This is a genomic window from Butyricimonas hominis (genome assembly GCF_014287455.1).
GTDB classification, from domain to species: Bacteria; Bacteroidota; Bacteroidia; order Bacteroidales; family Marinifilaceae; genus Butyricimonas; species Butyricimonas muris.
The window spans coordinates 528,941-542,100 of record NZ_JACOOH010000001.1 but is presented as its reverse complement, the minus strand read 5'-3'; the positions used below and the strand labels follow the sequence as shown (position 1 = coordinate 542,100).

9 protein-coding genes are annotated in these 13,160 nt (G+C 43.1%); all 9 read right to left on the bottom strand.

Annotation, left to right across the window (positions count from 1 at the left end):
- Positions 1 to 11 precede the first annotated feature (11 nt).
- Entirely contained in the window at positions 12 to 590 is a 579-nt protein-coding gene (locus tag H8S64_RS02090; protein WP_186974754.1) for an acyltransferase, read from the bottom strand.
- 96 nt (positions 591 to 686) lie between these two features.
- Positions 687 to 2,828 (bottom strand): peptidylprolyl isomerase, encoded by a 2,142-nt coding sequence (locus H8S64_RS02085; protein WP_186974753.1) that lies wholly within the window; start codon positions 2,826 to 2,828, stop codon positions 687 to 689.
- 111 nt (positions 2,829 to 2,939) lie between these two features.
- The gene (gene topA / locus H8S64_RS02080) at positions 2,940 to 5,324 is read right to left on the bottom strand and encodes a type I DNA topoisomerase (RefSeq protein WP_186974752.1); all 2,385 of its coding nucleotides are present in this window, start codon (positions 5,322 to 5,324) and stop codon (positions 2,940 to 2,942) included.
- A gap of 298 nt (positions 5,325 to 5,622) precedes the next feature.
- Positions 5,623 to 7,647, bottom strand: a complete 2,025-nt coding sequence (locus tag H8S64_RS02075; RefSeq protein WP_255469389.1) for a thioredoxin family protein — start codon at positions 7,645 to 7,647, stop codon at positions 5,623 to 5,625.
- Positions 7,648 to 7,840: 193 nt separating this feature from the next.
- On the bottom strand, positions 7,841 to 9,187 hold the full coding sequence (locus tag H8S64_RS02070) for a TlpA family protein disulfide reductase (RefSeq protein ID WP_186974751.1): 1,347 nt from the start codon (positions 9,185 to 9,187) through the stop codon (positions 7,841 to 7,843).
- A gap of 5 nt (positions 9,188 to 9,192) precedes the next feature.
- Positions 9,193 to 10,410, bottom strand: a complete 1,218-nt coding sequence (locus H8S64_RS02065) for a thioredoxin family protein (RefSeq protein WP_186974750.1) — start codon at positions 10,408 to 10,410, stop codon at positions 9,193 to 9,195.
- A gap of 34 nt (positions 10,411 to 10,444) precedes the next feature.
- A complete protein-coding gene (locus H8S64_RS02060) occupies positions 10,445 to 11,584 on the bottom strand; it encodes a thioredoxin family protein (RefSeq protein ID WP_186974749.1) in 1,140 nt (379 codons plus the stop codon).
- A 9-nt stretch (positions 11,585 to 11,593) separates the two neighbouring features.
- A complete protein-coding gene (locus H8S64_RS02055; protein WP_186974748.1) occupies positions 11,594 to 12,250 on the bottom strand; it encodes an FISUMP domain-containing protein in 657 nt (218 codons plus the stop codon).
- 17 nt (positions 12,251 to 12,267) lie between these two features.
- A complete protein-coding gene (locus H8S64_RS02050) occupies positions 12,268 to 13,155 on the bottom strand; it encodes a hypothetical protein (RefSeq protein ID WP_186974747.1) in 888 nt (295 codons plus the stop codon).
- Between the last annotated feature and the right edge of the window lie 5 nt (positions 13,156 to 13,160).

Genomic DNA, 13,160 nt, shown 5'->3' with positions numbered 1-13,160 from the left:
ATTTTATATTATTATTCTGTAATCTTTTCTACAATACCGTTTTGCAAGCGATACCGTTGTTTGCTTTCGGGACATTCGGCGATGCCGTCTTTGTCGAAATGCAGCCTATGCCCGTATTCGCTCATCCATCCCATTTGGCGTGCCGGATTCCCGACCAGCAAGGCGTAGGCGGGGACGGTTTTGGTCACGACAGCCCCGGCACCGATAAAGGCGTAAGCCCCGATGTCATGCCCGCAAACGATAGTCGCGTTTGCCCCGATTGTCGCGCCTTTACCCACGTGCGTCCGTGCGTACTGGCTTTTGCGATTCACGGCACTCCGCGGGTTCGTTACATTTGTGAACACGCAGGAGGGACCCAAAAATACGTCGTCATCGCAGGTCACACCCGTGTAGACCGATACGTTGTTTTGTACCTTCACTTGATTTCCCAGAATGACGTCGGGAGAGATTACTACATTCTGTCCGATATTGCAGTTTTCCCCGATGCGGCAGTTGCTCATGATATGTGAGAAATGCCATATTTTAGTTCCTTTTCCTATGATTGCGCCTTCGTCAATGACGGCTGTTTCGTGTGCGAAATATTCTTCCATGTCGTGTTTGTTTTTCAAAACAAAAATAGCGTTTTTTTTGACAAAAGAAAACCGCCCGGTGTGTCGGACGGTTTTCTTGGTTTGTGGTTTAGGCTATTAGTAAAATTTATATCTGGCATCGGTAACTCCTGCTTTCTTAATCAAGGCGGGAAGAGTCTGATAATAAATTTTGGTCATGTTCATTTGTAGTGCCGAATTCTTTGCAGCCTCGATTTGTTCGGGGGTAGCCGTTTCAACGGTTTTGGAATTAACTACAACTACGTACACTCCTTGATTGCCGATAATCGGTTTGGAGATTTGATTTTCCTGCAAGGTCATCACTTCAGAGATTAACTTGGGTTCGATTCCGGCTCCGGGGATTTGGAATGAACTGAAGCTGACATCTGTCGCGTCCATAACTTGTGCGTTTGCCTTTTGAGCGACAGAAAGCAAACTTTCGCTACCGGAGATAGCACCGGTCAATTCTTTCGCGATGATTTCACCTTTTTTCTTTCTGATAAGTTCGGTGCGAATCATGGGGGCTACACTGTTTAACGGTGCGATGCCTTCTTCTTGAATGTTGGTTAACACGGCAACCGTGAATTTATCCCCTGTTTCGAAAATCGGAGATTTCTCCTTGTCCATAAGGATGAATCCCGGTTTATCCGTTAAGTAAGCCTGACGGATAATCTCTCTGGCACTTTCGATACCCGGGATAGTAGCGTCGTTTTTACCTAAATTCGCGATACGCTTGGTTTGATTGTTGGCAGTAACAGCCGCGTCGAAATCGGCAAGCGTGTTGATATTGTTAGCGAAAGTACGGGCATCATTGTAGATTTTGTTGACCGTCTGTTGTGACGGGGTAATCTCTTTGGCAATGATTCCAAGTAATACTTTCTCTACCGGTTTTGTCATGTCCATTACTTGAAGAACGTGGTAACCGTAAGGAGTTTTCGTGATTTTAACTTCATTTTTCTTGGCAATAAATGCAGTGTCACTGAATGAAGGAATCATCATTTCCTGTGTAAACCATCCCAAGTCACCCCCGTTGATAGCTGAATTTTGATCCGCGGAATATTTTCTGGCAAGTTCGTCGAAGTCGCCTCCTTTACGGATTAATCCAGCCAGACTGTCCGCTAATTTCTCGGCGCGGGAAGCCTCCATCGTTTGGGTTGAAATCAAGATATGGCGGGCTTTTACAGAGTCGGGCATTACTTTACGGTCGGCTACGCGTGCAATATTGTACGCGTTGTCTTGCAAGTAAGGTCCGTACACGCCGTTACCTTTTTCAGTGAAAAGAAATTCATCCAATTCTTCATTCCCGATTTCTCCTTTTTTGTAGTATTTGGGTTGGAATCTTTTTTCGGATGAAAGATTAGCGAATTCAATCACGTTACTTGCATTGGTAAATTCCGGAATGGACTCTTTTACCCATTCTTCTGTTTCTTGAATATCTTCGGCTGAAGCGGAAACGTCAAAGTTCACGTAAACGATTTGCCGCATTTCCTGTTGTTCGAACAGGTATTTGTGTGAATTGTAATAATCTTTTATTTCGTTGTTCGTCACGCTTACGGCTGAATCGCTTACCGTGTTATAACTCTTCGAGATAAAGCTGATGTCAACAGTCGTTAAAGCATTCTCGGCGTATTCTTTTGCAACCTCGTTCGGGATAAACATACCTTTCATTAACAATGAATTGTATTTCTCTTGCTTGCGGGCTGCTTCTACCTGCTCTTCCATGTTCAACCAATATTGTTTGCTCGCTTGTGCTTGCATATTATTGGCGGGAGCATTCAAAATCATTTGTATTCTTTCTCTGGCAAGATTTTTATCGAAAGCACCGGTTTGCGGATCGGTGAACAATTGTTTGATACTGGGATGCATATTTTCCCCTAAAGTGAAATCGAACAACTCATCTCCGCTGACACCTAGCCCAAGACTTTCATATTCTTTTTGCATGATGTTTTCGGACACGATTTGATTCCACGTGTTTTCGCGAATCATTCGTTGTTGCTCTTCGTTTAGAGAAGGTAAATTGTTCATTGATTTGATCGTTTCCTCGTTCTCCGCTACCTTTTGCTGATAATCCTGAATGCTGATAGCTTCTCCGGCGATCTCTCCGACTTGATTTTTAGAGCGGTTAAGAAGGCTGGCTCCAGAACTAAGCGCATCTCCAACAATGAAAGCCACAAGGGCCAAACCAATCACGATACTAACAAGTAGTCCGCCGCGATTTCTAATTTTTTGTAATGTTGCCATTTATATTAAAATTTTATGTTTTCCACACGAAATAATCTATTTTCGAGGGTACGAATATATAAAATGGATTGGTTTTATGCAAATAAATTTTATCCCCTTCTATATATTCACTTACTCACTCTTTTTACTCTTCTTTTTTGTGGTTGTTTTTTTCGTTTTTTCTGTTGTTTTTTCTGCTGTCTTCTTTGTTGTTTTTTTCGTCGTTTTCTTTTTGGTGTCGTTACCTTTCGCTATGATAGCCATGGTTTCCTCGAACGTCAATTTATCGGCCTCTTGTCCTTTCGGGATTTTATAGTTTTCTTTATTGAAAGTAATATAAGGTCCGAAACGTCCGTTAAGGATTTGAACACCATTATCAAATTCTTTGATCTTCCGGTTTCTCTCGATTTCCCGCTTTTCCTCGATACGCTCGATAGCGGTTTCCAGCGTGATTGTACCCGGCTCGTCAACTCCTTTTTTCAAAGAAACGAAGAGCTGATTATGTTTGATGTACGGTCCGAAACGACCGATACCCACGCTGACGGGTTTGTCTTCATATTCGCCTAACTGGCGAGGAAATTTAAACAAATCAAGAGCTTCTTCCAGCGTGATGGTTTCCATTAATTGCCCTTTAAGCAGCCCGGCATACCGTACATTTTCACCCTCGCCGATTTGAGCCATAGGTCCGAAACGCCCGATACGAACGCTCACCGTTTCACCCGTTTGAGGTTCCGTTCCCAGTACGCGTTCTCCCCTGTTACGCTCCGACTCTTTCAGCGTTTTCTCCACGTTCGCGTGGAAAGGACGGTAGAAAGAGCCGATCATGGATTGCCATTCGATTTCTCCTTCAGCGATATGATCGAGTGCGGTTTCTGCTTTGGCAGTGAAATTGTAATCCATGATGTTGGTAAAATACTGGGACAAGAAATCAGTAACGACCATCCCGATATCCGAGGGGAAAAGTTTCTTCTTTTCTGCCCCGAAAGTCTTCTTGATCTTGTTTATTTTGATATTTTGTCCTTTCAAATCGATTTGGTCCAGTTCCCGGTCAACCCCGTCCCGGCTTTCCCGGAGAATGTAACCTCTGTTTTGAATCGTGGTAATTGTCGGCGCGTAGGTAGAGGGACGCCCGATACCCAAGGTCTCCATTTTTTTCACGAGGCTTGCCTCCGTGTAACGGGGCGGGTGCAGCGTGTATTGTTCCTGTGCCTGCACAAGCGAGCGTTCCAGTTGGTCGCCCTTGCGAATGGCGGGTAGTAATGCTGCCTCGTCATCTTCTTTCTCGTCATCGAACGATTCCATGTAAACTTTCAAGAAACCGTCGAAGATGATGACTTCTCCCTCGGCCTCGAATTTATATTTTTGTCCCGAAATGGCAATGGTTACGGTAGTTTTTTCCAGTTCCGCGTCTGCCATTTGGGATGCCAGTGTCCGTTTACGGATCAAGGCGTAAAGTTGCTGCTCGTTACGATCCCCGCTAATGGATTCTTTGTCCATGTAAGTCGGGCGGATAGCCTCGTGGGCTTCCTGTGCCCCTTTGGTTTTGGTCGCGTAATTCCGTGGCTTGGAATATTTTTCTCCAAGGGCATTCGTGATCACTGCTTTGGCTGCACCGATAGCCAGTTGGGACAGGTTCACGGAGTCCGTTCTCATGTAAGTGATCGATCCCTGCTCGTAAAGCTTTTGTGCCACGGACATGGTTTGGGAAACGGAGAAACCGAGTTTCCGGGATGCTTCCTGTTGTAACGTGGAAGTCGTGAAAGGCGGAGCCGGTTTACGACTGGTCGGTCTTGTTACCACATCGCTGACCGAGAAGGATGCTTCTTTACAAGCTTCTAAGAACTTGAGTGTTTCTTCCTGCGTGGAGAAACGCTCGGATAATTCCGCTTTCAGGGGTGTGATATTCCCGTTAGCATCTTTCGTTTCGAATGTACCGATTACTTTATAGTACTTTTGTTCCTCGAAATGATTGATTTCCCGCTCTCTCTCCACGATGAGTTTTACCGCCACGGATTGAACCCGTCCGGCAGAAAGCGATGGTTTTACCTTCTTCCAGAGAACCGGAGAAACTTCAAATCCCACCAGTCGGTCGAGTACCCGACGGGCTTGTTGGGCGTTCACCAAGTTACCGTCAATATCCCGCGGGTTATTGATGGCATGCAGTATGGCATCTTTCGTGATCTCGTGAAAAACAATCCGTTTCGTGTTTTCCTTTTTTAAGCCGAGTACTTCAAACAAGTGCCAGGCAATGGCTTCTCCCTCGCGGTCCTCATCGGAAGCCAGCCACACGGTCTTGGCCTCTTTCGCGAGTTGCTTCAACTCTTTTACAATCGCTTTTTTATCGGGAGATATTTCGTATTGGGGTTGGAAATTATGTTCTATATCTATCCCTAAATCTTTTTTTTCAAGATCCCGGATATGTCCGAAGCTGGACTTTACAACATAATCTTTTCCTAAAAAACGTTCAATCGTCTTGGCTTTCGCCGGAGACTCGACAATTACTAAATTTTCAATCATACACGATTCTCTTTTACTTTTCGCTTCCCACGGAAGCAGAGTTATCGCTTTTTCAAGCAGTTCGTCCTAAAATTAGGGTGCAAACTTACGTAAAACAATTGAAAATGAAAAACGGTTGACAATTATAAATGAAAAAGAAATGGGATATAAGGTCTGTAAAGTCCATAAAGTCCGTAAGGTCGAAAGTCCATGAATCCTCGTGGGGCAATTTGTCTATGGCAGCTAGTGCTACCGATAAATATGTCCGAAGGACTCTAGTGACTTTATAGACCTTATGGACTTTCGACCTTATAGACTCTTATAGATATTTATCCGCGATTTTTTTCCAGCGGGCTTTTTGTGCGTCAGTGCCTCGGGTAGTAAGTTGCGACAAATAGTAATTTAATAACCGTTTGTCTGCTTTTACTTTTGGCATCTCTTTCTCGCAAGTAGCCAGAAAACGATCGACATTGCCATTCTTTACCGCTCTACCGATAGCCACAAGCCCGAGCAATGATTTCTCGTTGCTTAGTTTCAAACTTTTCACTTCTTTCGTGATCTCGTCAAATCGGGTTGCTTTGATTGCCTGTCCTTTCGTGGCAAGGATTTCCATGAGTTCCCGTTGTAAATCTTTGCTCAGTCTTGTATCAACAACTTCTTTTCCTTTTGTAGCGTTGAATTTTGCCCGGTTGGCCAACAGGAATTTCTCCGCGTCGGAACCTTTTGGGCTAAGTTCTTTTCTGTCAAAGATAAACCAATAGTCGGGAGATACTTTCTCTTCGTCACTCAAGGTTATAAACAATTCATTTGCCACGTCTTTCGCTGCCGGATCATACAGGTCGAGTAATGTTTGGGCGTAAGAAGCCAAAAATGCTTTGTCCCGGTTTCCTTCATTGTATTTGGTAATGGAAGTTCCGAGAGCTTTTTCATCATCGAAAGATTCTTCTACCCGCTTGATAAATTCTTCACCTTCACCGCCGCCTACAAGTTTGTGGCGGATACTTCCGTCCGGGTTCACGATGACAAAAGTCGGGTAGGCTCTGACACCGAATTTCTTGCCTAATTCCGGACCTTCACCTTTCTCCATGTCATATTTCACGCAAATGAAATTCTTGTTGAAGAAATCACCCACGTTCTCTTGTGTGAATACCTTGTTTGCCATGTATTGGCAGGGACCGCACCAGCTGGTATAGCAGTCGATAAAGAGCCTCTTCCGTTGTTGTTTCGCTTTCTCCAAGGCTTGTTCATAAGTCAATTCTTGGAAATATATTCCCGTGTGAGCGGCAATTTTGAAACCCTCGAAAACTGTTTCCAGATACGCTTTTTCTCTTCCGGGAGCGGCATTCTCGATGAATTTATTTCCTAAAGCCGCGATACGGCCGGCTTGCTCTTTCGTTGCTTTGGGTTTGAGCGTGGTGAGAGCTGAAACGATAGACCATACATCGTTGCCGGAATCTTCTCGTGAAGCCAACGCGATGACTTTCTCTACATCCCCGTTCACGGCGGCCTCGATCAAGTCAAGTTTTGCCGTTAATTGGTCTTTCTTTTCCAAGTCGAGGTTAGCTAATTCCTGACGGATTTGATTCAGTTGAGCGGCAGGCTCTTTTGCTCCGCGACGCATGGTATTGTCGATAGCTCTGCTATAATTATTATATAGGTATGAATCCACCTTCTCTTTGCCGATATTTTTTCTAAAAGTGACGACATTATTCACGACAAGTTTGAAATTGTCAGAACCGTAACCGTCATTTTCCATGATCGGCCAATATTCTTTTTTCATTTTGTCCTTATCTTTTAGAACGGCATTTAGTTTTTCGCTTACTTCCGTGCTTTTGGCTTTGTCATAGGCGTCAAGTAAGGCAATCTGATAAGCGATAAGTTGTTTCTTGTTCATTTTCCCCTTCTCGTACAACTTGTTCAAGTAGTCGAGAGAGGTTTTCTCGTTCAATCCTTTTTCAATTCGGGCGATAAAATCGTCAACCTCGCCACCGCCAACGACAGTATGTTGCATAGTTCCGTCGGGGCGAATAATAAAGAAAGTCGGGTAGGCTCTGACGCCGAATCTTTTTGCCAGTTCGGGACCTTCACCCTTCTCCATGTCAAATTTCACGCAGACGAATTTCGGGTTGAAATATTCTCCCGCTTTCTCTTGTGGAAAAACATTTTCAGTCATGTACTTGCATGGACCACACCACGTCGTGTAGCAATCCATGAAGATGAGTTTATTCTCCGCTTTAGCTTTCGCCAAGGCTTCGTCGAATGTAAGATGTTCGAAGTTCACCCCCTGTCCGAAAACAGTAAAGCTGAGCATCAATAAGGTAATAATCGAGATAAGGCTTTTCATAATTTGAATAATAAATATGGGTAAATTTTGACGCAAGATAGGAAAGAAAAATAAGTGTATCTTTTCTAAATTAGGTCTTAACGAATCTTTAACAATATTCAAATACTTATCAAGGGAAGATGATTAAAAAAAGGAGGGTGTGTCAAACACACCCTCTCGTTGATTCGTTTTGTCAAAATTGTGTAAGCCTAAACTAAAGCCCTTCTAAAGCATCAAGGAATTTAACGGTTTCCGGGTCAGAGGGGCGGCTCATTTTTGCATTAATAACCTTGCCTTCCCGGTCAATTAGAATGAAATGTGGGATAGCCGTTATCATATATGCATCCATAAAAGCATCAGAAGCTCCGGCAAATAATTGAATGCCTTCTAATTTATCTTCTTTCACGACCTTTTCCCAAGCGCTTTTGTCTTGGTCGCACGAAACACTAACGAAACAAATGTTTTTTCCGGCGTATCTTTCTTCCAGTTTTTTCAACATGGGTTGTTCTCGGCGGCAGGGACCGCACCAAGTTGCCCAGTTATCGATATAGACATATTTTCCGGCAAAATCCGACAAGTGGACTTCCTTCCCGTTGATGTCCTTGTAAGTGAATGAAGGTGAGGGCTGTCCCGGGGCAATTCTGCGCCATTTATCACATAATGCGTTGAAAGCCGCTATTTTTTTCGGGTCGTGAACTTTAGTTTTGTAGATAGGGGCTAATTCCTCTAACTTGCCTATTCCTTCACCTGCGACGTGGTCGGAGATGATGTAGTCTACCATGAATTCTGCGACGGCCGGATTCTTGAAATGCTGGCAAACGTAATTCAATTGCTCTTTGATATACAAGAAATCTTCGAATTCCGGCATATTGTTAATAGAGATATAGGATACCATCTTTTTCATGTATTCTTGGTAAACTCCCATTCCCAGCATATCTTCATCTTCGGTGAAAACTTCGGCCAGTTTATTGAAATAGGCATCGGGATATTGGTATTCGAAATTTTCGATAGCGTAAAGATGTGCGGAACGGTATTCCAGCAGGCTACTGAAAACGGTGTACTTTAATCTCTTTTTTTCAAGATTGTTAAAGTAGTTATCAAATCCTTGGGCATCCAGATTTTTGTAAAGTTTTTCTAGCTGTTTATCCAAAGAAGCGGCGAATTCAGTTTCGCTTAACTTGTAATCGGGGGTAAAACTAAAGTCCGTGTTATTCAAATACTGGTTCTTTTTAGCTCCCTCCCCGGAAAAAGTCGGTACTGCTTTTCTTCCCTCCATTTTCACGGAAAGCTCGAAGCTTTTTCCCGGTTCAACGTACAATAAAACGTGTTTTTGTCCGAAGAACATAGCCCCGTAAGCCGGTTCAAACTTTTTGAGTAATGTAAATGTGGTGGAATTATTCGCGGTTAAAGCCTGTGTATAAATAGAATCCTTGGTCATTAACACTGCCTCAGGATAAAGTTGCGTATCCTCGACATGAAAACCGACATGGGTTTCAGGTGTTGTGTTACAGGATACCAAAGCTATGAACATCATAGCTAAAATAGTCAGTCTACTCCTCATAACTTTTATTTAAAAATATTTAGTTTCTCCTTGTTTTGCGCGTCTATTTGTTTTGCTTTTTGAGTGTATTCCTCGGCTTTGTTCTGGTCGCCCAGTTTCGCGTAACCTTTGGCAAGTACATTGTAACAATTGGTGACAATCCAATCGTTCCCGATTTCATTGGCTTGTTGAGCTTGGTACAGGTAATCCAGACAGCGTTGAATTAATTGTTTGTCTTCCAGATGCTCGATAGTGTACTCGAACCAGTTTTTAACCCATTCCAAATAGGCTGCGAGATGATGTTCCCCCAAGTAGATTAATCGATAGGCCAACTCTTCTGAATCTTGATTTAAATAACTTTCTTCGAGTCGTACGTAAGCCAGATATTCGGGGAAATTTTTCACCGGATTGTTTAATGTTACTTCCAACTCCTTAAGTTGTTTTTTCAATTCGGCTATTGTGTCTTGATTTTGTGTCTTGAAACCGGTTTTGATAATATCGCTAATCTGATAATAAGCGTTGATTGCTAACATCCATTCCAAATCGTATCGGTCGAATCCTCGTTGAGCAAATTCATCCAGATGTTTGAGTACAAATTGATATTCTTCCGTCTTGGGGTGTTGAATGTATTCGGCTCCCAGTTCCCATATTTGCGGATTTAACAAACTGTCAACGGGAAATTGTTTCACGTACGCTCGTTTGACATCGGCATATTTTTCATTTTCACCGGATTTAAGCAACAAGTCAAGATAAGTCATGACAAAATCGTAATCCCGTTTCCCGTTCAAGTATTCTTTTTCCAAAGCCTGCCATGTTTTTCCGTCCACGCCGTTTTGAATGGCCTCCAGAATCTCTTCGGCGGGGAATGCCCCCACGATACGTTGCATCACGGAACCGTCCGGGCGGATTAATAATAGGGTAGGGAATGCAGAAATCAGTTCCCGGTATTTGCGAGCGAATTCCAACCCGTTAGGTTTTTCTACATCATACTTCACGCTGACGAATTTCTTGTTAACGTAGTCACCCACGTCTTTCTGCGTGAAAACTTCAGCGGCTAACTTTTTGCAAGGACCGCACCAGCTCGTGTAGCAATCCACAAAAATTAGTTTTCGTTGTTTTTTGGCGGTTTTCACCACTTCTTCCCAAGGTTCATTATCCAGAAATTTGATACCTTTTCCCGCTTCTTGAGCGTACACCATAATCGTGGCAACCAGCCATACGCTTAACAGTAAAATTTTTTTCATACAATTAGAACTATTTTCAATGTTGATAAAATCTTTATTTCTTGCTTTCCAATTTTTGATTGGCTAGAGTGATGACTTCGTCGAAGCCCTCTTGCACCCAGCTTGATTTCGAACTGATTTCTTTCATGTACTCGGCGATATTGATACAGCGCTTTAAACGGGCTTCGTTATTTAAATTTCGAGCCAGATATTTTAGCATATCGGAAAGGAAAAGGTCTCGATTCGCAAAACCGCATTCGACTAGTACGCACAATCTTTCGTATAATTGGTTCGTGTCATTCTTTATCTTGCTTTCGACAATAGAAAGTTCGGCAAGTGATTCGGGAAATCCTTTCACCGGCTTTTTCAATAGTGTTCGCAGGTAATCGATTTTTTCTTGTAACTTGGCAAGTGAATCCTCGCTATGTTTTTGATTGGAAACAAGAAAAATAGAATTTACGGCAAATCCCATCTCTTCGCTTAACTTGCTTTCCAACTGGTAACGATTCACGAGTCCCTTGCTATCCAAGTCGTCGATATGTTCCACCGCGAAGCGGAATTCCGGACTGAAAGGTGTTTGTATCACGAACTTTCCCACGATATCCCAGATATCTTTGTTAAGCAGACTGTCAATGGGGAAGCGGGAGGCATATTCCCGAGCCACCTTCTCGTACTCTTTTCGTTCGCTGGCTGTTTCCAATAAATGTAAGAACTTTTGGATAAAACTCCATTCCCGGTTTCCTCTGTCGTACTCTTTTCTCAGGTTGTAAATGGTGTTCCCTTGCAATCCTTCTTCGATGGCGGCGATTAATTCATCCGCGGGACGACAGCCCGATACTTTATGAATGACTTCGCCTTGTGCGGTTAGAATTAGCATTGTCGGGAAAACCTTAATCTCTTTTTCGTATTGTTTCCCTACCGCTAATCCCTCTCCTTTTTCCACGTCGTATTTGGCATTGACGAAACGTTTGTTCAAATATTCCCCCATTTTTTCTTGGGGGAATATTTCTGTGGCTAATTGTTTGCAAGGACCGCACCAGCTCGTGTAGCAATCCACGAAAATCAATTTATTTTCCCGTTGCGCCCGTTGCAGTACCTCCTGCCACGGACGGTTATCCATGAACCGGGTACCACTTTGGGCGAAAGTCACGAGTGAAAAAAATAGAATGGATACAACTGTATAAACTCTTTTCATATTCTAATCTTATTTAACATCACGAACTAAACGTACACTTAAACCTTTTGCTGTCATCATAGAGAAACGCCGGATATCGGAACGATTGTAAGAAATCATACGAGTCCATGCATATCCTGACGTGCGGGAATCTAGGGTTGATGTCCAATAAATGCCATCAACCATGAAATTGCGTACACCTGAGCCTCCGGTAGTGTAGTAATATCCGCTACAAGTCAATCCCAGACCGCTGCCCGTGTTACCCTGCATCATCAATTGTCCCTCGAAATCACCTCGCCATTCTTCTGCGTCGCAATCTTGCCGGGACATACCCAAATGGTGTTCCAATGCCTTCCAGTCCTCGTCTGTCGGTAAACGCCATTCCTCGACAGCTAATGAATTTGCACCTTCAAACGTGTACACGTAACCGTATTTTGATAAATTCTCTTCCGTTATGTATTTCTCGTCTTTGAAAAAAGTGCCGGGAGCGGTTTCCGTTCTCATGTTCTCGCATAACCAATCCTGGTTTCCGTAACGAACCCAGTGATACGTGTTCCCGTCTTGGGGATTTACCCATGTTCCTTCCGCTTCGGGGTGAATGACGGGAATTTCTTTTTCGTCATTGTCATCCGAACAGGCATACCCCAGTACGCATATGATTGATAAAACTAAAATCATGTATTTCATAATAGAATCTTTTTGAATTAATAAACCTTTACCCCGAGATTTTCAAATATCTTCACCAAAGCCTCTTTTTTCAAGTGAACTAATGGATATTTCTCCTTGTCGTATTTCTCGTTGAACTCCTCTTCCGTCAACTTGAATATCTCCATCACGTATGCTAACAGGTCGTTTTTTTTCGAGTAAAAACTGCGTCCCCAGTCATACCTGAAGGTTTCCAGAAATCCGGCTTCCAATGGCGTATCGTCGTAATCCGGAAATTTGCCGTATGTATCTTGGGAATATTGGTAGAAAGAGTCGTACTCGCTATCTGCTATTTGCGTGTGATTTTTAGCCATGATAATAGACATAATAGCTCTTTTGTAAGCATCGCGAGCGGCTTCGTCCATTTGGTAATAATTATTGTAAGCCACTAAAGTTGCGTTATATCCCGTGTAAGCGGCTCTTTCTACTTCGGGACCGTAGTCGTCACTCCACTTAGATTCCTCTCTGACAAAGAATTGGTCTACCATGAAGAACGTGTATGGATAGAGTGCAGGAATGAGTCTGGGTAGAATTTCTTCTTTTGCGAACTTTGCCGCCAACTCTTTGTCTTGAATATTTTTCAAATAAGTATGTCGTAATAAAATGTTTTCGCTGTACCCCGTTATTTGGTATTTTAAATCAAGTACCACGCATTCCGGCTCTGAACTACCGGGTGTTGTGAGTGCGCGATAATATAAGGAATCATTGAAAATCAGATAGCACGTCGTGTTTTCGTAAAAATCCCTTCGGATTTTCATCTCTTCTTTCGAGGAGAAATCCGGCATGTCAAACATATTTCGGTCCACGTTGGAAGGTGTAACATCCTCATCTTTGGAGCAACACCATAATGCGCACGTGAGAACTAAAAGTAATATAGTATGTTTCATATTTT

What these genes read in the sequence shown, in the direction of transcription:
- H8S64_RS02090 (WP_186974754.1), bottom strand. Translation starts at nt 590, where the DNA reads ATGGAAGAATATTTCGCACACGAAACAGCCGTCATTGACGAAGGCGCA.
- H8S64_RS02085 (WP_186974753.1), bottom strand. Translation starts at nt 2,828, where the DNA reads ATGGCAACATTACAAAAAATTAGAAATCGCGGCGGACTACTTGTTAGT.
- topA (WP_186974752.1), bottom strand. Translation starts at nt 5,324, where the DNA reads ATGATTGAAAATTTAGTAATTGTCGAGTCTCCGGCGAAAGCCAAGACG.
- H8S64_RS02075 (WP_255469389.1), bottom strand. Translation starts at nt 7,647, where the DNA reads ATGAAAAGCCTTATCTCGATTATTACCTTATTGATGCTCAGCTTTACT.
- H8S64_RS02070 (WP_186974751.1), bottom strand. Translation starts at nt 9,187, where the DNA reads ATGAGGAGTAGACTGACTATTTTAGCTATGATGTTCATAGCTTTGGTA.
- H8S64_RS02065 (WP_186974750.1), bottom strand. Translation starts at nt 10,410, where the DNA reads ATGAAAAAAATTTTACTGTTAAGCGTATGGCTGGTTGCCACGATTATG.
- H8S64_RS02060 (WP_186974749.1), bottom strand. Translation starts at nt 11,584, where the DNA reads ATGAAAAGAGTTTATACAGTTGTATCCATTCTATTTTTTTCACTCGTG.
- H8S64_RS02055 (WP_186974748.1), bottom strand. Translation starts at nt 12,250, where the DNA reads ATGAAATACATGATTTTAGTTTTATCAATCATATGCGTACTGGGGTAT.
- H8S64_RS02050 (WP_186974747.1), bottom strand. Translation starts at nt 13,155, where the DNA reads ATGAAACATACTATATTACTTTTAGTTCTCACGTGCGCATTATGGTGT.